Raw genomic sequence first — 20,195 nt, forward strand, 5'->3', positions numbered from 1 at the left:
CGCGGCAATTAAACTTGCAGAACAATACGCCCGATCACTTCACGCTCCTGAAGAGACCGGAAAGCCTCAGCCGCCTGCTCCAAAGGCAAAACGCGATCAATTAGTGGCTGCAGCTCCCCTTCCGCAATCCAACTCATAATCTTGTCGGCTGCCTCCGTGGCTTCGGCTGGGAATTTCTCCGCCCAGGCGCCCTCAAACACGCCGACAACTGAGAAGCCTTTGAGCAGAGGCAGGTTCATCGGCAGGTTTGGAATGTCCCCACTCACAAACCCAATTGGCGTGATGCGCCCGCCCCACCGCATGGATCGAGCAAGCTTTACAAAAGTGTCGCCCCCAACCATCTCAAAGCACACATCCAATCCTTCGCCGCCTGTCAGCTCCTTGATCTGTTCACGCAGATCCCCCTTACGCATGTTGACGACAGCATCCGCGCCCAGATCTTGCAGGACCCCCATCTTGGCAACATCGCCCGTCCCCGCAAGAACGCGTGCTCCCAGCATCCGCCCCATGTCAACTGCGGCAAGCCCAACCCCGCCGGTGGCCCCGGTCACCATCAGGGTCTCACCTGGCTTCAACGTGCAACGTTGGACCAGCGCGTGATAGGCGGTCATGTAGTTGTGCAAGACCGTGCAGGCGACGGTAAAGTCGACACTTTCAGGCACCTTTGCGCATTTCCAGTGCTTGGTCACCGCACGCTCGGCATAGCTCCCATGCCACATTTGGCCTACGACACGATCTCCCGGTTTAAAGCTCGTGACCTCACTGCCGACCTCAAGAACGATGCCCGCCGCGTCCGTTCCCGGGACATAGGGCAGCTCTGGTTTCAGCTGATAGCCGCCTTCGGCCATCAGCTTATCCATAAAACTCACAGCCGCAGCATGCACTTCGATGAGCACTTCATCAGCTGCTGGGGTCGGTTCTGGCGCTTCGCCAAGCTCAAGCGCATCCGCGCCCTCAAATTTCGAACAAAGGATGGCGCGCATGGCTTAAGCTCCCGTGAGTATTGCGTTCTATTCCGCCGCGATATTTGCATCGTTCTCATCGGTTTCGCCATACCCCTTTGGCACGGGAAGGTCTGGCAAACCAGCTGCACGTTTTTGAAGCGCACGGCCAATCACAACGCGGCTGATCTCGGTAGTCCCATCAACGATCCGCAGCATCTGCGCCAGACGTGATAGGCGATCCAGCCCATATGGCTGCAAGAGTCCCATGCCCCCCAAAACCTGAGTGCACGTGTTGGCAGCCTTTACTGCGGCATCTGGCACAAACCGTTTGGCATGTGCCGCCATAAGTGGCCCCTCGGGGGTCCCGAGCGCTTCAGCAGCTTTGCGGTAGAGTAGCTTGGAAGCTTCGAGATCTGTTGCCACCTCGCCCAACATCCATTGGATACCGTCAAGATCGAGGTTTTTGCCGCCAAACATCTTGCGGTTCTTTGAATAGGACAGCGCAGTATCCAACGCGGCCTGCATCAAACCACAGCATCCAGAAGCGATCGATACCCGTGCGATATCGATGGCCATCAATGACCCTTGAAAGCCCTGGCCAATTGGCAGAATGACGTTGTCTTCGCTGACCACAACATTGTCAAAATACATCTCGGCCAGCGGCAAGAAGTTGTAGGACGGCGTGTCATACTTCGGGCCAAAGCTGATGCCAGGCGCGTCTGCCGGGATAGCGATCATCGCCATGTCCCTATGGCCCGGGTCATCGGAGGTTTTGACAACCGTAAAGTAAATATCGGCCTCGGTCGCCAGGCTCACCCAGGCTTTGGCGCCGTTGATCGTCCATGTGCCGTCACCGTTGATGGTGGCACGGGTGTACATTTTCATCGGATCAGATCCGGACTGCGGCTCAGTCAACGCAAAATTCGCAAGCTTACGACCGGAAGTCAGATCGCGCGCCCATCCTTCCTTAAAGGCATCGGTCCCGTATCCACAGCCCGCGAAGGTACAAATGTTGTGCATAGAAAGCGCGAAGGCATAGGCGCCATCACCCAGCCCCAATTGTTCATACACCTGAATGCCCTCTGAAAGCGGCAAACCCTGACCGCCCCACTCTTTGGGAGCGTAAAGGCCGGTCAGGCCAGCCGCGCCAGCCTTGTCAGAGGCTTCGCGGGGCCATGTCTTATTTGTGTTCCAAACATCTACATTGGGCAGGATGACGTCGTTGGCATGATCGCGCGCAGCGGCCAAAATGGTTTCGAGGTGATACGACATGGGCTTGGTCCTTTCTGTAGCGCGCAAATATCCAATTTCGCCAAACTCAGTCGGCGAAGCAATTCCGTTTCACGCAGTAAGATGTGCTATGGCAGCCAGATAACAGGCTACACCAGCCTCATGCCATCTCGCGCGATGACAACTGATTGTCCAAAAGTGACAAAAAGATTGCCTAGGAAAGATGCCGCTGCCGATACGAACTGGGCGTCGCGCCCGTCCATCTATGAAACGCCTTGTGGAAACTCGCCGCCGAAGAAAAACCAACGTCTTGAGCGATGGCTTCGATGCTTGCATCTCCGATTTGCAAGCGGCGAATGGCGATGTCTCTCCGCAAGCCGTCTTTGATGGCTTGAAAAGATGTGCCATCTGCACCCAGTTTGCGGATCAGCGTGCGCGGCGTCATATTGAGCGCCTTGGCGGCCCCCGCCAGATGTGCGTCTTGCCAACCCGATTGGTTCAGATATGCACGGACGCGCAGAGACTGCCTGTGCTCCTGTGAGCGCGTAAAGAGCCAGTCACGCGGGGCATTTTCCAAGAAGCGATCCAGATCATCGGTACTGCGCGTATTGACCGGTCCGAGGGAGGCCTTAGAAAAGCGAATGGACGTGGCAGACGCACTGAAGATGACCGGCGCAGGAAAGATAACGGCGTAATCCTCCTCAAAAGAAGGACGCTCAAACGCAAATTCCACACACTCCACAGCCACTTCACGCCTGGCCAGCCATGACAAGATTCCATGGGCCAGCTTGAGGATCAGCATATGACCAAAACGCTGCGCATGAGTGTCTGACCGCGGCAGAAGACAGAGCGTTATGCTGCCTTCTGCATCGATCAGCTCAAACCGGTAATCATCAAGCAGCAGGTTCCAGAATGTCGAAAAGCGATAGAGAGCGGAAGATAGCGAGGTCGACTCACGCACCGATGTCAAAAGATGCTGCAAGGCGCGTGCCCTTATCGGACGCGACCACAACCCCATCATCTCGTCTCCGGTCTCCACCGCCGCCAGTTGGTAAAGGCGCACCATCTGCTCTAATGTCACCCGCTCCAACGGAACTTTATTGCCACATGGAATGCCGGACCGGGCAAGCAGCGACGCAAATTGATCCGGCTCACAAAGCCCTTGCAACGCCCCCAGCCAATCCAAAATGAAGCTGCTCGAGACGGTTGAAAATGAAGATTCTGGTTCGCGTGTCATCATGCATGACAGTAGCAGCGAATACCGATGGCTAGAACCGATATCCTGGACGCCCCTCCACCGCCATAGACCGCCAGAGACCCTGATGTCAGAAAGGTAGATCAACCGCACGGTTAAAGGGTTTGGCTTTGGGCTTGAGTGTCTGAATCTTCGCATCGCTCAAAACAGACATGGGGGTATCTTCCAAATTGCTGCGCGGCACGTATCCCCGGAGATACCCCCGACTGAGGCAGACTTGGCTGGACGTGGCAGGACAACATGAAACAAGACCAATAGAAAAGACCCGCAAATACAGGCTACTATCAGACCAAATCGGACACGAATGGAAGATTGAGTGGTGCCCCCACACGGACTCGAACCGCGGACCTACTGATTACAAATTAGATTTTCACATAATGATTTCAACAACTTAACCTATCTCACCGCAAAAATAGACATCAATGAAATCAATAGCTTAGAATTTCCCGCAAGCAGCAGCGCCACCGATAGGCCACGCTCAAACCAGGTCCACAGATTACCCTATAGCCCCCAAATCGCACTGGCCATTTTGTAACCCAAATCGCGGTTGCTGGCCGCCGTCGCATGATATCCATCAGCTTCAATGCCTGGAATGCGATCCACGACCGCCACACGCGGCTGACCATTCGTGCCACCCGGAGCCATCGTGTGCTGCATTTCAGTCAGCGCCGCTGCATTTTCCAGCGTGCTATCCGGTGGCGTTGTGCCGATCACCCAAGGCACTTGACCTACGGACCAACCATTGGATTGCCACTCAGCTTCCAAACTCGCCCGCATCGCAGCCCATGCGGCTGGGTAAGCGGTCAGGTCGCTACGCGCATCACTTTCGCCTTGCGCCCACATGACGCCCTTGATCTCTGACCCAGATGGCAAATTGGCCATGGCTGCGGCAATCACGGCCTCAGCGTGTGAATAAGCGATACCGCCCTGCGCCCATTGCTGGCCTGCTCCAATCAACGTGGTGCCAGATACCGCGGCCATAATGATGCAGACCGCGCGGCCTTCTTCCGTAGAATGCAGAATGGTTTTTCCAAATGAAACAGCGGGAGAAACACCCGATGAAAAGCTGGTTGAGACAACATTGCCCTCCGTTTCACCAGCAGCCTGCAACGGCGCACGCAGGGCCTCGATGGAACCAATGGAAACGCCATAGCTTTGGTTTGCCGCACCCGATGCGTAGAGAAGACGCGGATCAGACCAAGCGTCCAGAGAGAAGTCCACGCCGAGGCCGTTGGTGGTCGCGGCCATGTTGCTCTGGCCAGCCGCGATATACACATCGCAAGGCATAGCAAGGACGTCATCCATTTCAACCACCTGCGCGTAATCCAGATCACCATAGGTGCTCGACGCGACCAGACCAAAGCGGCTCAGACCTGCTGCGCCGTCAAACTTGAAAACCTGATTTCCGGAGCGGTTCCGGTTTGCGGTCTGCCCCGGGTCATCGAGCGGGGAGAGTAGGCGCGCGCGGAAAGAGGTGCCAGCGAACTCATCGTTCTTTCGGGTGATGCAACTGATCCACACGTTGTCGTCGGTGACACCTGCGATGTTGAAATTGACGCCGCTGCTACCCCCTTCACCCATCGAACGACTGCCAGAGGTGGCAATGCTGTTTGAGCCGCTGATATGGTCCTGCGATACCAGATTAGCCTCCGTCACCGTGAACAAACCGGAAGATATTTCCAATCCATTTTCGGGCTGAGGAATAGCCACCGGCGGCACATACGAACTGGCAGACATCTCGTCACCTATCGCACGCACCTCAACCGCATCGAGCTTTCCCGCGGCAATAGTGTAAGGCAACTCAGCAACAACGGTTTGCCACGCGCCGCCATTAATTCTGTATTGGAATTCAGCCATCTAGTTCACCTCTACATTGCCGTTTGCGGCGCGGGTCAGTCGCGGCCGACGCACCCCAACGGACACTATGGTTACAGAGCCGCCTGGCTCGCGGCGAAGATGAGGCCCCAATCGACCGAAGACGCCAGAGATACGAGCCATCAACTGATAGGGAAGGAAAGGCGTCATGCTCTTCTTCATGCGACAGGCTCACGCGCAATTCGCGCACCGTCTGTTAGGGCCCGACAGCGCACCTGAGACCCCGACGGGAATGGCCAAGCTTGCCCTGCCCGCAATAAAGCGCCGTCATTTTCGTCTGGATTGGCATCGGCCGTGACACGCACCGTGCCCTCCGCACAAAACCAAGCCTCGCTTTGGGTTAGGGTCACAGGATCGCTCCAACCGTCAACCGGAACAGGATCAATTACTGGCATTGGCTTCTTCCTCTACACATTCACGCTCCCAAGACAGGTTTGTCTTGTAGTCTCGCTTTAGGTTCCAAGGCGCATTGGCTGCGCGCCAAGTGATCTCTTCCTGGCTAAAACGCCGCGGCTCCTCGATGTCGCAGAACAGCGGGGCCTCAACGATAGGTGTCGGCTCCGGGCTGCATGAGCCAGCGATCAGGCACATCGATGAGATCAGGCATAGCATCAACTTCTGCATCACTTTGATTGTCCTCCTTGATGTTTTGGGTTCGGGCGGAAAGCGTTTTGACCTGCGCGGCCAGAGCCACATTTTCCGCCTCCAGCTTTGACAGGGCGCGCGTCTGATAAACGCCCCAGCCCAGTGACGCGGTGAGCGCGCAGAGAGAACCGATAAGACCATATTTGAGCATCAGGCCACCTCCCCCTGCTCGCTCAGCTCCTCGGTCACCATGGCGCGCAGGCGATCACCAACTTCAATGGGATCACCCGGGCGGTCCATGTCTGGCAGCCAATTAATGTCCCATTTGAAACGCTGGCGAATACCAAGGGTCGGCTGGATCTCGGAATGGGACAGCGTGGAAGCGCGGGAAACGGGGATCCAGAATTGCTCGCACAGATCCGCCGTCTCGCGCACCAAGCCATGCACCTGATCCCATGTCAAAGGCGCGCTGCCCGGATCAAACGGACGCTCCTTTGCACCCGCCATAGCATCAACGGCCAAGCCAATCGCGCCGCTGTTGGCGTTCTTGGTGTGCGATGCCGACTTTCCGGGTGCATAGGCTGCCTGTGCCTCAATCGGGAACAGACCGTCAGCCGCACTGCCATCCTGCAGGATCAGCCGATTATAGGCACGATGCTCCACTGCAATCACACCATAAGCTCCGGCTGTCCAATGCCAGTGAATGCGATGTAGCCCAGAGGGATGGAACAGGCCCGTCACGTGATCGACCGCATAGCGCTCCATGGCCTCTCTAAGCGCCGCCTGTGTGCGCCGCCCATCCAATCCGTCGATAGGGCCCGGATGAAACCCCAGAGCTGCCAGCCGCGCTTGAATGCTTCTGATCGAGAGCTTCATGGTCAGTCTCCTTTGGGAAATTTACTGTCGATGAACCGGTCTGCGAGTTCTCCCGCGCGCTCATCGCCGCGATCCAAAATCTTGACGATGATGTTGACGATCACACCGGACGCGGTGCCTGCGATGGTCATTGCGATCTGCGGCGGGAACATCGCGCTGTCATTGCCCGCGCCATAGATGGCTGCGATTGTTGCTGCGATGGCCGCCGTGGCGATCACAGACCACAGTTTTCGTGGATCATTTCGGCGGCGCGCAATCAGGCTCGCCACGGCGCACGACAAAAACAGACCACCGAAAAATTGATGCGGTGCAGTGGAAATCCCCAGGCCGGCGAAAGCCATCGTAAGCCAATCCTTGGCGATTTCATTTGCGGCAGACTTAGCCACGGTCATCGGCATCATCAGCCCCCTATGCGTTGTTACTTCTGGAAATTTCGACCCACAGTGAAAGTGAGGCGTCGTAGATGAGCTCAATCGCATCAACCACTGTATCGAGCGCAAAATCACCGTTGAGGCGAAGGTTGCCACCGCCGTCTTTCAACGTCACTGTTCGAGCATTGTCAGCAGCCCTTAGCAGAACGCGCATGCCATCGTGGCCGCCGGTCATCGAGAACAGATCATCGGTGGCGGCATTTGCCTCAGTATCAAGCGTATGGTAGCTGCGACTGACGTCGACACTCCCGGCTGAAACCGAAAGCTCCGTGGGCGGCAAAGGGGTTGGAGCCCCCAGCACAAAGTACTCCCCGTCGATCATTGAAATCTGAAATTCGGAGAATGGTGGGATTTTCTTGGAGCCTTTGACCACGCGGGCAGTGGACAAAGTGAGAAGCGCGCGCCCCTCGTTGCGAAGCTTGAAGCTCTTACCCTCAAGGATCGTATTGTTCGGCAACCCCGGCGTTCCAGTGCCCGCCCCATCAAAGGTATAGCGCTCGATTGGGCTGCTCACACCAATCAGCGGGTTCTGATCTGTGTGTGCCTTGGCTAGGCCCAGCCAATCAGTCTCGACAACACGCTGGGTATTTGTCCCCAGATTGTAGCTGCCGTTGTAGACGTTGCCTGACAGGTTGATATCGACGGTCTTGAAGGCTTCATTGCCGACATCGATATTGGTGCGCAGAATATCGACACTGTTCTCACCGGCTTCAAAGATGTTGCCATTAAGCCCAACGACCTGCGGAACACCCGGAGCGCATTCCAGCTCGATCAACGATTGCTTATTGCCATTGGCATCGGTGCCAGAGCCATCGCCTTGCCAGAATTTGTTGCCACCGATGATGTATGAGCTGGGATTGCCAAGCTGGATCTTGATGCGTGGCTCTGTGTCGTCCTCGAAGTAGTTGTCCAAAACCGAAACATTCAGGCCCGCCACAAACTCAAAATAGTGACCATTGAGTGTGCCGCCGTATGGGTGATTGCCTCGGAACACACCGCCGCTCGGCGTTTCCCAATAGATCGCATTTACTTGGCGACCATTGCCATAGAAGTAGTTGTCGATCACCCATGCATCTGTGTTAGCGTGCGTGCCTGTTACGGCATAAATCCCATACCGACAGCCGTAGAAATAGCAGTCTCGGATCTTGTTTTCGACTGAATACCCTTGGCCGTTCAGCGCAACGGCTTTTCCGTGATTGCACTCAAATCGGCACTCCTGCACCATCGACTGATAGCCTGTGTAAGATAGGCAGGCGACCAACGGACCATCGTGATTGTTGCGAAACTGAATGTTGCGGAAAGCGTTGCGCCACATTTGCGTTGTGGAGTAAAACAGCGGACCATTGAAATCGCCAAAGAACCCTGCTGACCACTTGCCGCCGCATTCCATGCTGACGCGGGATTTCATAGCAACAGGCGCTGTCAGCTGGTACAGACCACGAGGCACCAAGACATATTCATCGTTAGCGCAGGCGTTGATCGCGGCCTGTGTGGGGGCGGTATCGTCAGCAACACCATCACCCACGGCCCCGAAGGCTTTCAGGTTATATGCCCCAGATCGGAACGGCAGCACCTCGAAAGCCTGACCCTCCGCGTTTGTGATATGACCTCCCGATGCCACAGCGCGATAGGCAAAGCCCTCCTCAAGCGTGCGAACAATCGTGTCATCGTTGTAGCTGTCATTTGACACACGAAGCGCATAGAGGTTCAGATAGGTGATCTCAGAAAGTGCTGCCACGCGATCCGCCATCTGCTGCGCACGGTCAGCATTCGCCTGCGCATCCTCAATGGCATCGGCCGTTGGCCCCACCTGGATACTGTCACCACCTGCCCCAGCAATCAGCAATCGGCCCTCTAACAGCTCCACAGGAATACCCGTGCCGGCACCAACGCGCGTCAGGCTTCTGGACGCCAGCGCGCCCAGATCTTGCAACGCCATTGCGATGTGATCCAACTGGGTTTCAAGGCCCTTTTCCCGATTGCCCTGCAATCCAACCCAGCCCTGCTCCACAGCAGTGCGGCGCACTATAAACAGATCCCGGCCGTCATGTTCCGCAGCCGCGGCAACCGTCAATGTCAGATCCCCGGTGGTGGTGCTTTGTTCCGGCGAAATATTCCAATCTTCATTCCCCAGAATGAAGAAGGTGCCGGCCTCAAATGCGGTCACAACAAACTCAGCGCTGCGGCGGTAAGGATGACCAATCTCATAAGGGCCAATGCCCGCCACGGTGAACGCATCAAGTGGCGTAAAAGGTTCGATTGTCATTGATTGCCTCCGAAGACATTCGTCAAATCAGGAGCACGATGAGGCGTCGTGTCTCCCTTCTTCCACCAGGCAGATGTTCCATAGTCTTTTTCGCGCTTGCGCATCTGACGCCGCCACTGGGCTTCAGCCTCGGGATCGAGGAAACGCTGCAGCTGATCGGCTATCATGCGGTCGAAAGCCACGCGCGTGGGCCAAAAGCTTGAGGCCACTGGCGTGTTGTAACGGGCGAAATTCGCGATATCGCGGCCAAGATAAGTTTTTTCGCCATTAACAGCGCGAGCAGCGTTCGAAAATGCAATCTTGGCCACATCAGATCCCAGCCCAACAACCGGTCCCGCAAGTGTTTCTGCCCACCCGCCACCGGCGCGGCTAGTTTCAGAGGAAATGAAATCGCCAAAAATGCCTAAACCGCCGCCCTGAAATCCAGCGGCAGCCCAGAATTTTTTATCCGTCATGGGGCGTGGATCATTGCCTTTGGCGATCTCCTTAAGCTGGATCGCAACCGCCCCAGTTAACGTGAGCCCAGCGATGATCGAAGCACCATATTTCATCTTTGCCATGACCGCTGGCTGATCGTTGAAACGGCGGATCTGCCCCAAGGTCATGGACATGGCAAAACTCTTGTACATAGAGCCAGATCGCAGAAGTTCCCCAAAGATCGTTCCCGCTTCAGAGTTTCCAATCAAACGCGCTCGGCCCTCTATCGATGCGCTAGGGATCGCCAACTCGATCTGCTCTTCGATCAGCATTTGCAAACGCATGGACAGCCCTTCGGCCTCTGTGCGTTGCAGCACCGTTTGATGCTCCAGCCAATGGAAAGGCGAAATGAAATTTGCGCCATTTTTGGCGCGAAACTGCGTGGAGGGATCGCGCAGAAGATCCCAATCCTGTGCGGTGATGCCCCGCGCCTCAAACATCTGGCGCAGCGGCGCATCGATCTGATCAAAGGCGCGCGGCGCGTTTTCTGCCAGGAACCCGGCAAATTCCATTTGGAACGCCAGGCGGTTCATATCTGTCCAATAGCTCAAGCCAGAGGCGCGCATAGTGAAGCCAGACAGACGTTCGGTAAACTCGCCCGCGATCACGTCGCCGGTAAAGCGCGCCGCCGTGCTCCCCGCATCGGCCAACGTGTCAGCGACATAGCCCATGCGCGCGGCGGTTTCGCGCGTTGCCTGGCTGGTCATCAACCGCATCGACTGGCTTAGAACATTGGTAGGGTTCAGCCCGATTGCCTTGCTAGCCACAGAAATCGTGGCAATATCCGTCACCGATGAGAGCGCCGCAGATCCAAGCTGTATCGACGTCAGCACCTTCCGAGTGCTGGAAAAGAACCGCGCCCAACCTTCGTGATAGGCTTGATTGGCAGATCCATCCACATGCGCCAGCATGGTTTTGGCAAGCTTTCCGCCCCGATCGACCCGATCGATCAGCTTTTGATCCCCTGACAGCGCCGCTTTCTTCTGTGCCACCTGTGTCGCGTATTCCAGCCCCATACGCGGGTTTGGCCCCAACACACGCATTTGGGCAATTTCGCGGGCGCGGGCATGTAGGCCACCGATCATAGCCGAAAACGGATCAGCAGTGCCATAGGCCTTGTTGTACTCAAGCCAGGCCGATCCATCGCGGAAATGCAAAACGCGGGCCTCTGCGTGGCGGTTGTACATGGCCCGGCCGCCAATCGACATTGAAGGATCGCGATCGTCCCAGCCCTTGGTGACAATGCCGTCATAGACATCCTTCAGGAACCGCTGCGCCGCCTCTGGATCGGGCTGCGCCCCTTTGGCCGCAAACGGTTTTCCGGTGGTCAGATCCACCATGCGATGCCAATCCAGATTGAGCGCAATGTCCTGCGCCCATCTTTCAAATCCGGTGCGGCGCAGCTGCGCGGCATCATGAGAGTGTGCAACGCCAAAATCCGCCAGCTCGCCAATATCGCCACCGTGCGCATTGAACATCTGACGCATGCGGCGCTGTTGGTGGCGCACAGCCTCTGCCATGGCTTTGGCCTTGGCGTTGCCGGTGTCCTCAAGATGCAGCTCGCGAATGATGTCCATCAACATCACCGAATTGCGGCTGTTGCCAAAAACATTCCGGCCGGTTTCGCGCAGAACCTCATTCAGACCGGAATTGACGGACTTGATCAACGCGGCTGACAAGGCCTGAATGCCCTCGCCTTCAAAACCGCTCCCTTCGGAGTGCTCCACCAGATTGCGCAGGGCGATGGCCGGATCATCGGCTTTGTCAACGAGATGCTTCAGGCGCACCATGGTCTGAAGCTGTGACAGAACTTTATGCTGACGCGACAGCTGCTGAGCACGAGACGCCTCTTTCAGGTGCTCTGCAGCTGTCGCTTCAGCTTGGTGTCGCGGCATTGCCTGGTTATACCGCTCCACCAGCTGACTGAATTGAGATTGAATTTCCTGGCCACGCGTCGTGTCGAGCTCTTTGGCGTCGATCGCGCGCTGAATGCAGTCATGCAGATTGGCCATTATGCCCGCCCTCCCAAAGTACAAGCATCGACGACGGCTGTGGCCGTTTCATCATCCGCCAGATCATCCAGAAAATCCTTGATGCGCATCTCTGTGCCGTCATCGCCTGTCACGGTCAGATCCAGATCCTCGGTGTCAAACAGATCTGTCAGCGCAGATTGTGCCGGCGCAGGAGCTCCGTCATCAAAGGCATCATCTGGCAGCGCGCGCCCGTCGATCTGAGGCACCGTCGCCGCCGGCGCTGAAACGGTTCCCGCCTCAAGAGCGCCAAATGTCTTTGGATCGATCGCTTTCAACACATCGACGGGGCCAGGTGCATCCCCCAGCACATCGTTGCTCTTGCCAGCCTTGCGGGCCTCTTCGGCATAGTCGCGCAGAAAGGCCGTGATCTTGCGCGCAGAGATCTGGCGGCCGTTCACAAAGAACTTGTTCACCAGGGCCTTGGTGATGGGATCAACCACATCGCCAAACAGCGAAACCTCATCAAGCATTTCTGCAAGTACCGTCGCGGCCGTACCGCCCTCACGCGCCGCCAGATCGCGAGCCGTGGTGATCAGGCGCACCGCGCCCAGGATCTCATCCACAATGTCCATTTCCGGACGAATGTTGCCGGCATCGATCTCAGCACGCAGCAAGGCGATTTCCGGTGCGGCATCAGCCAGAGCATCCATGAGGCTGCGCAGCTCGCCTGCCTCAGTTTCCACATAGCGCGCAAGAATGTCTGGCGCATCATAGGCACGGGCAAAAAGCGCATCCTTCAGCTGGCGCACACCATCGGTTGACAGTGCGCCTTCGGTATCAATGAACGCATTGCGCTCTGAACGCGGAAACGCGCCAGAAAAACCGCGCGCAAAATCCCGGTTTTCCGCGGAGCTCAGTTTGTGACCAGGGCGATACTTTGACAGAAGCTCCGAGGACAACGCCCGCTGACCAACAAGTGCGCGCTCGGACGCATTCATACGTGCCACGCCGCTGTCTTGCGCATCTACCACCAGCTGTCGCCGCGCGTCGGCATCGAGATCCGTTTTGCGACGTGCGATCAAAACAGGACGCTGGATCGCCTCAGACGGCTCAGAGCCGGTCAGTAGGGCAATTTGGCGACGGTAGGCCTCCGCGCGATCCGGATGGCGCTCATAGGCGCGCTCAATGGCTCTGACGCGACCATTGCCACTTTCAATGATGTTATCAGGGCCAACAAGCGGCGCACCACGGTCTGCAGTGGGGCTATTCACCAGAAGCGCCGGATCGAGACGCGCAGCGGTATCGGCCACCCAGGCATCCGATGCCGTCCGCCCGCGATCACGTGGCTGCAGGTCTCCGCTTGCCTGCTGCAACTGATCAAGGTCGACAACCTGGTATTCAACATCAACCCGAAAATCTTCTCCGGCAACAACTTGCCCCGTGCCCGTGTAGCCCCGTGACGTATATCCCGCATAATTGGTGCCGCCGTCATAATCTGCGGAAACCGCCCCGCTCCACTTAGGAACATCCCCGCCCTGGTACTGCTCAAAGATCGATCGCGCATGGCCGATCCGACGAGACAAATGCGGCACGCCCGGGCGCTCAAAATGTTGAGACACCAGGCGTGCCGCCTCTTCAGCGGTGGTGGCTTGCTGAATGCGGGCCCATGCGCCGGCCTCTGAGGTGTCCAGCTCATGAAACAGAAAATCGATCTGGGTATCGAGATCACCGATATCTTTGCCTGCCTTGCGGGCAAACTCGATGTAGGCGCGCCGACGCGGGCCATTCCACTGCGCAATCCCAAAGGCATTGCCGTTGTCACCCACTGCGCGCGGATTGAGGCCCACTCCGGCCTCAACCATGAAATTGGCCACAAAACCTGTCGCCTCGATCGGCGTCATACCGCGGGAAAGAAGCTGGCCAAAAACATAGCCCATGCGGTTGTTGCCGGGGGAAGCGTTGCCAGATGACGAAAAATCGAAGTCCTGCATACGCAGCGGTCCGCGCGGTCCGGTGTTTTCACCGCCCGTCGCGCCATTGGTCGCCCCGTTCATACGCTGATATTCTGCGTCGACATCTGCACCAAAATCGGCAGCGGCGGCACCCTCTGTCTGATTTTCCTGCGTGGCAGCTCGGCGCGATTTTCCATAAGACAGCAGGCGCGGAACACCGGCAACAACAGTGGTGACGGCACCACCGAAAGCCGCGCCCGTAGCCAGACGTGCCAGCACATTCGGATCTTCCAAATCCAGATCTTCAGCAACTTCAAATTCGCGGGGCAAAATGGCCGCTTCCCCCGCCGCGCCCAACACTGCCTCAGACAAAATGATGCGCCCCAAAGAACTGGCACCACCGCCCAACGGCATCATCAATAGGCTGGTTGGATCGGTCATGGCGCGCGCGCCCTGCCCCACAAAACCCGAGATGCCGGAGCCATCAATTTCCAGGACGTGCTCCGCCTCATCGAGCGTGGCCTTGCGTCGACGATCGATCTCCAGCTGGAATTCTTCGGGTGTGTTCGGAAAGTCTTCAAAATCCGGGCTGCCAGCCGCGCGCAGCTTCGCAACCTCAGAAATGATCAGATCATTCAAACCATCCGGCTGATCGGCATGCGCCCCGCGAAACTTCATAGCGCGCGCCATGCTCTCTTCGGGCAAACGATTGATCAACTCCATTTGATAGTCATCGCGCACACGGCTTTCATAAAACCATGCATCGGTGCGCACCGTCTCGGCCGTCCAGGCGGCACCAAGCGTTTCACCTATTCCCGGGCTGTCGGTGTAGACCTCAACGCCATCAGGGTTTTCTGGGACTTCGCGCAACACGTTCATTCGGCCATCTCCTCAACCAATCGGTTCAGGCTCATGGTGAAGGTTTTGCCTTCGGTATCTTTGACAAAGATCGGCTGGCCGTTTCGCATGCGATACAGCACATAACGATCGCTGGGCTGCCCATCGGGCCAAAGTGGTGCAATCTGCAAATCGCGCCACACGTCTGAGGGTGCAAAATTCTCGCTCTCAACATCTCCCAAATCAGGAGCCAACCCACTCAGAGACGCTCCCTGCAAACCGCTTAAATCCGGCGCAAGTAAACGCTGACCCCGGGGCTGTCGAGGATCCCAATTCCGGCGCAATGCAGAACCGACGCGATCCAGCGTGTCTTCAAGAACCTCATGCTGCAAGCGTGCCGGCAACGGGATATGATGGTCATCGCCCATCGAAGAGATTTCAATCAAACCGCCAACGCCATCAGACCCGCCAAGCGCGCGCTGAATAGCACTGTTGAATTTATCATCGTCGATCTCACCAGCGTCATCGGCAGGGTTTTCCTGCGCATAAAGCGCAATGGCGGATCCTAGGATTTGATCTGTCAAACCGGGGAGATCTGCAAATGCACCATTGGTCTCTTCATGGAATAGTACCGCGGCATCTTTGCGCCCCGGTACAACCACCGATTTTTGGTCAATCTTCGTCTGCCCCGACAGAATGGCCATGGCCGTGGCTTCAGGCGCGCCCTGGGAAATCAGGTTTGCTGTCCACGAGAACAGCGGGTCATCAGAAACCTGTCCAACATTGGCTCCGGTTCCCGAGCCAAACGCAAGGGCCAGCGATTTTGCCAGCGCAAGCCGATCACCGGGATCACGCGCGCTGTCGATCACCTCACTAAGAGCATCCTGCTCGGCGTCTGAGAAGAACCGGCCCTCTTTGACATAGCCAAGCTCTTCCATCTCTTCAGCCATCTGAACGCGCCCCTGGAGGCCACGCGCGAATGCCACCAGATCAGATGGGTCAAAATCGGGCAGCTCGGGCACATAAAGCCCGGCACGCGCTGCATAAGCCACCGGATCTTGCTCATAGCCACGGGAGACTTCCCCCTTGATCCGCTCAAGCTCCCCCAAGCGTTCTGTCTGATACTTTTTCTGGACCGGCCGGGACTTCTCCGCCGCAATCAGCGCGTCAATCTGCGCGGGTGCCATCTGGGCCAGTGTCGGTTGCTCTTGCGCCAGAGAGACAGTCGCCATCGTCCGCGCATAATCCGGGCTATTTTTGGCTTCATCTGTTTCCAGATAAGCCAGATCATTTGACGTCATGCCGGCGCTGAGAACATCCCGAATGTCCGTCAATCGATCAGCCGTCGCTTTCTCGGCAGTTTTGCGTGCGGCCTCAGCGGCGCGATCATTGGCGGCAGCGGCCCGATCGATGTTGGAGCGTGCCTGCACGCGCAACCGTGACTGCAGCTCACCATCAAGCCCCGATAGTGTGCCGGCGCTGGACATGTCCAAAAACGCCTGTGGATCTGTGTCCACAAGTGAAATCGAATAGGCCTTGTCCCAAGATCCGGCAAAATCAGCCACCATTTGCTGGCCTACTGCTGCATCAAAGACGCCACTCTCCACCTGACTTTGCACAAGCTCGGCGTATTGACCGATAAAGGTCGATCGCATCTGCGGATCTGCAAACTCTGCCTGCCGTACCGCCTCATGCTCAAACTGCATCAGGTTGGCGCGGTGCTGGGCGTGACGTCCCTGGATCACCTGACGGCCGACCGCAAATGCATGCCGATTGCTCAACTCATCAAATGTGAGCCTCAAAGCCTCGGCATTCTGCGCACTCACGCGGGGCGATCCATCCTCATTGGTGCCTTCGAAATAGGACTTGCGCAGCTCGCCGGAGCGGCTGGCCCAAATTGCTTCGGCCTGATCCGGATCGCCAATTTGGGACACTTCCAGACGCAGATCATTCAGATCTTTCATCATGTCCACGTTCAGCCGCTGGCGCTCACGCCCCAAAATATCGGCTTCAACCCGCTGGCCGATACCAGTCAGAGCGCGACCAAATTGTGCAATATCTGCACCCGCTGAAACATTTTCCAGGCGGGGAGCCGCGACCTGCCCCGCGCCACGTCGGGATTTGGGAACCGTCAGGGTCATGCCAACAGCTCCTTCCATTGATCTTCGCGGCTACTCAGAAACGACCCGGCGGCTGACAACGATCCACGCAACAAACCCAATCGGCCACGCGCTTGAGCATTTGCCTGGCTGGCGGACAATTCGGTTTGTCGCGATTGTCCGGTGGAGCGCACGGATTGTGAATTAAACGCCAACTCCTGGGCGGCGCTCTGCCCGAGATAGACAGCTGTGGCGCTGTCCAGAGACAACCCGCGCGCGGCGATTTCACTGCGCTGCTGCGCAATGCCTGCCAGAAACTCCTGACGCTCCCGCGCTTCCTGGATGGCAAACACCTGCTTTTCTGTGCCAGCCTGCTGCTCGATCAACGCTGCATTGGCCTTGCTGGTCTGGTAAGCAGACACACCCTGCAGAACGCTGCCGCCAATCGCGAGTGTTGTACCGATGGTCTGAAGCGTAGCCAAAGCCCCCGAAGCGGCACCCGCTGCTGCAGTCGTTGCTGCGGCAGCCCCTGCGCCGGCAGCTGTCGTTGCGCCTGTGCCTGCCAGCAACGCAGTCAATCCGGTTACCAATTCACACATCAGGCACCTACCTCGCTGACATCAGGAACAAGGCCGCCGATGGTCATAGGAGCCCCGCCGGTGGGAAACATTTCATAGAAAACTTCTGACGCATGGCCGCTTTCCACATCGGTCTTCAGAACGCCGGAGTAGGCATTGATCAGATCTGCTGCCACGCCGCGGGGAATGATGTTGGCCGCTTCACCAATCACCTCACCCTCTTCCACATCACGGGTCACGGTCCGGATCTTTCCTGCCGCCGTGCGATGCACATAGATCCCTGCGCCCGGGTTAAGACGTTGTTCGCGGCCAATTGGGCTGCCGTCCGGAGCCTGCGCCGACACATTCAGAGTGCGGATCTTATGGGTCTCATCAAGCAGACCGACAACAGCATGTGTAACGGTCTCAGGCAGCGTGACACGGCCAGAAGCCGGCACAACGATCGGGCCATACTCGCCCTGATTGGTCCAGACATAGACGGTTTGACCGATGAGATGGGGCACATCAAATTCGCTCGCGCCACCTGGCTGATCAAACACAGAGGCGGCAAACAGGTGAACCGCCTTATAAATCGGCTCCTCTTGGGCGATAACGCCCCAGATCAAGGCTTGCTCCTCAACCAGGCGAACGGTCTGCCCATTGATGACGCGCCGCACAACCATGGTGACAATGTCATAGCCATTGGTTGCGTCTGTGGTCACCGTCAGATCTTCAACATGGCCACCCGCGACAGGCACAGGCGCCCAGCCCAGCACATCCTCTTCCGGGTCATACAAAAACACCACGAGATCACCCGCTCCGCGGCGCAACCAGCCATAACCCTGAGGGGACGACTGCCACACGATTTGCTTGAAACCGGAATTGCCAAGATGCTTGGACGGCAGGGACAACTGCAAAGGCTTTCCGCCATCCACTTCAAAACTAAACCGCAGCTCCTCAACACGCGCGCCATCTTTCGTGATGTAAATCGGATAACCAAATGGCTTGATCGGGCGCGCGGCGGTGCAGCCGTTGGTGCCTTCCAGGTCTGTATCAAACGTTGTGGGACCAATCGCTTGCCCTGCCGACGCAGAAAAACCGCGGAACACCTCACCCAACGCGCCAATATAGACGCCCTTTTTGGCATGGGTCAGCCAGTTGCCGCGATTGAGGGTTTCAGAGCCTGAAATCGTGTAGGCGAAAGCATCATCCGGCAGATCACCTGGCAAGAAGCTCTCCAAGGCACCAATCACAGAAGCCCAAATCGTGCGCGGCTCGCTCGCAGTGAACCCGGCAAACAAGCGCTGCTCCGCACTGACAATCGCACTTGGATACCCCCAGCGCTTTGACCAAGCCCCTTCAGACCATCGGTATGTCGGATCGTCAACGCAGGGCTTGGGGATCTCGCGCAACACCTCAGCGGTTGCAGATATGGCATTTGCAACCGCTGTGATTTTCACGATACCAACCGTGTCAGACACCCAAGCCCAGCGAACCGCAGGATCTTTTTGGACAAGCCGCGTTCCGGATGTATGAACTGGCGGATTGACCCCAGTGTTGCTGCCCGCTTCCAGTCGGTAAATGTTGTCGCCGTAACGCATATACTCGCCAACACCGATGTTGGTGTTGCCCGTCCAAAGCGCGACATTTGAAAAATCCGTGGGTTTGAATTGGATCAGCGAGCCCACCCAATCCGCATCAAAATCAGTTCCGACACCCGTCAGCGTGATTGTGCCGGCTGAAGCGGAACACTGAATGGTCACTGCTTCATCCAGGTTCTGGACGCGAAACGGCCCGTCAGCAAGATCCACAGGAGCGATCGACCAATCGTTCAGAGCCATGCGCTGCAGTTTCTGCATCGGTTGCTCGCCATCCACGAGATAGATCGCATCCGCAGATTGTACAAAATCAAGTTTGTCCAGTGCCGCTTCCGCGTATGGCGTTACCAGCTCATAAGGACTGCCGCCGCTTTGCACCAACGCACCATAGCGCCAAACACGCATGCGCCCATCCGTGAACTCAAGGGTCAGCGCATCTTCCTCGGAAAACTGAAATGGAATATTGCGGGCATAGGCATTGTTGCGGGTGTTGCCGCGATAGATCGAGCCTGGCGCACGAGTCACGCCTCCCTCTTGAAGCGGCAAGAAGCCGATGCATTTGGCCAGCCCGGTCTGATAGCGCTGGTAGTCTGGCCGGGAATGCAGAAGCGGTTGGATTTCACCGCTGGAAAATGCCAGCTGGCTGGGACGCACACGGGTCATCGGCAGACCTCCGCAACCCAGTCATTCGGCTCATCGATGCCGTCCCAACTGTCATCAGAAGCGGAATACCGATCATCCTCTTTCGCCATCTGCAGCGCGTCGTAGAGATCATTTTTGAGATCCGCTCGCTTGGTTCGTGCTCCGACATATTTTGGCGCAAGAATAACCGCGAGTTGGTAGGACACCGCCGTCTGAAACAGATCAGGCAACTTGGCTTCATCGTCGACACGACGAGTGTATCGAATGCTCAGGTTGGTTGCTTGCTCGCTGAATAGATAGTTGTCGTCCAACCGCCATTTCACACCGCGCTGGACCAGGCGCAGTTTTATGCAATCCCCCGGCATCTTGTACGCATAAGGCAGATCCGGATCTGGGGATTGGGCCGCATTGATTTCTGCGATCTGCGGCAACTTCGCGAAGCGGCGCGCAAACGACCAATCATATTTGCTCAGGCAGATACCAAGCGCTTTCGGATATTGCTCCGCCGCGGCCTGCGCCTTTGGGCTGTCATCGGCCAAAGAACTGATCTCAGACAGCTCCATAAAGCGAAACGCCTGCGCGACGATGGTCGAAGTTG

Annotated in this window: 14 protein-coding genes; all 14 read right to left on the reverse strand. The window is 57.1% G+C overall.

Going from position 1 to position 20,195, the window contains the following annotated elements:
• Window positions 1-8 precede the first annotated feature (8 nt).
• Window positions 9-983: an NADPH:quinone oxidoreductase family protein gene (locus ACO07T_RS15455; protein WP_422050129.1), complete on the reverse strand. Its 975-nt coding sequence runs from the start codon at window positions 981-983 to the stop codon at window positions 9-11.
• Between the two features lie 27 nt (window positions 984-1,010).
• On the reverse strand, window positions 1,011-2,216 hold the full coding sequence (locus ACO07T_RS15460; protein WP_422050130.1) for an acyl-CoA dehydrogenase family protein: 1,206 nt from the start codon (window positions 2,214-2,216) through the stop codon (window positions 1,011-1,013).
• A gap of 172 nt (window positions 2,217-2,388) precedes the next feature.
• Window positions 2,389-3,411: an AraC family transcriptional regulator ligand-binding domain-containing protein gene (locus ACO07T_RS15465; RefSeq protein ID WP_422050515.1), complete on the reverse strand. Its 1,023-nt coding sequence runs from the start codon at window positions 3,409-3,411 to the stop codon at window positions 2,389-2,391.
• A gap of 519 nt (window positions 3,412-3,930) precedes the next feature.
• On the reverse strand, window positions 3,931-5,286 hold the full coding sequence (locus ACO07T_RS15470) for a sialate O-acetylesterase (protein WP_422050131.1): 1,356 nt from the start codon (window positions 5,284-5,286) through the stop codon (window positions 3,931-3,933).
• Window positions 5,287-5,845: 559 nt separating this feature from the next.
• A complete protein-coding gene (locus ACO07T_RS15475) occupies window positions 5,846-6,100 on the reverse strand; it encodes a hypothetical protein (protein WP_422050132.1) in 255 nt (84 codons plus the stop codon).
• Window positions 6,100-6,765, reverse strand: a complete 666-nt coding sequence (locus ACO07T_RS15480; RefSeq protein ID WP_422050133.1) for a peptidoglycan-binding domain-containing protein — start codon at window positions 6,763-6,765, stop codon at window positions 6,100-6,102. Before ACO07T_RS15480 ends, ACO07T_RS15475 begins: the two co-directional genes overlap by 1 nt.
• 2 nt (window positions 6,766-6,767) lie before the next feature.
• Window positions 6,768-7,163 (reverse strand): hypothetical protein, encoded by a 396-nt coding sequence (locus tag ACO07T_RS15485; protein ID WP_422050134.1) that lies wholly within the window; start codon window positions 7,161-7,163, stop codon window positions 6,768-6,770.
• Between the two features lie 10 nt (window positions 7,164-7,173).
• The gene (locus ACO07T_RS15490; RefSeq protein WP_422050135.1) at window positions 7,174-9,462 is read right to left on the reverse strand and encodes a glycosyl hydrolase family 28-related protein; all 2,289 of its coding nucleotides are present in this window, start codon (window positions 9,460-9,462) and stop codon (window positions 7,174-7,176) included.
• Complete coding sequence (locus ACO07T_RS15495) at window positions 9,459-11,951, reverse strand: hypothetical protein (RefSeq protein WP_422050136.1); 2,493 nt, start codon at window positions 11,949-11,951, stop codon at window positions 9,459-9,461. The genes ACO07T_RS15490 and ACO07T_RS15495 overlap by 4 nt, the downstream gene beginning before the upstream one ends.
• Window positions 11,951-14,743 carry a phage tail tip lysozyme gene (locus ACO07T_RS15500; RefSeq protein WP_422050137.1) on the reverse strand — a complete coding sequence of 931 codons (2,793 nt, stop codon included), beginning with the start codon at window positions 14,741-14,743 and terminating at the stop codon, window positions 11,951-11,953. The genes ACO07T_RS15495 and ACO07T_RS15500 overlap by 1 nt, the downstream gene beginning before the upstream one ends.
• On the reverse strand, window positions 14,740-16,842 hold the full coding sequence (locus tag ACO07T_RS15505) for a hypothetical protein (protein WP_422050138.1): 2,103 nt from the start codon (window positions 16,840-16,842) through the stop codon (window positions 14,740-14,742). Before ACO07T_RS15505 ends, ACO07T_RS15500 begins: the two co-directional genes overlap by 4 nt.
• Window positions 16,839-17,399 carry a hypothetical protein gene (locus ACO07T_RS15510; protein ID WP_422050139.1) on the reverse strand — a complete coding sequence of 187 codons (561 nt, stop codon included), beginning with the start codon at window positions 17,397-17,399 and terminating at the stop codon, window positions 16,839-16,841. Before ACO07T_RS15510 ends, ACO07T_RS15505 begins: the two co-directional genes overlap by 4 nt.
• The gene (locus ACO07T_RS15515) at window positions 17,399-19,618 is read right to left on the reverse strand and encodes a hypothetical protein (protein ID WP_422050140.1); all 2,220 of its coding nucleotides are present in this window, start codon (window positions 19,616-19,618) and stop codon (window positions 17,399-17,401) included. The genes ACO07T_RS15510 and ACO07T_RS15515 overlap by 1 nt, the downstream gene beginning before the upstream one ends.
• Window positions 19,615-20,160 (reverse strand): hypothetical protein, encoded by a 546-nt coding sequence (locus tag ACO07T_RS15520; protein ID WP_422050141.1) that lies wholly within the window; start codon window positions 20,158-20,160, stop codon window positions 19,615-19,617. The genes ACO07T_RS15515 and ACO07T_RS15520 overlap by 4 nt, the downstream gene beginning before the upstream one ends.
• Between the last annotated feature and the right edge of the window lie 35 nt (window positions 20,161-20,195).

The sequence above is a fragment of the Shimia sp. genome, assembly GCF_965227725.1.
In the GTDB taxonomy this organism is placed as follows: domain Bacteria; phylum Pseudomonadota; class Alphaproteobacteria; order Rhodobacterales; family Rhodobacteraceae; genus Shimia.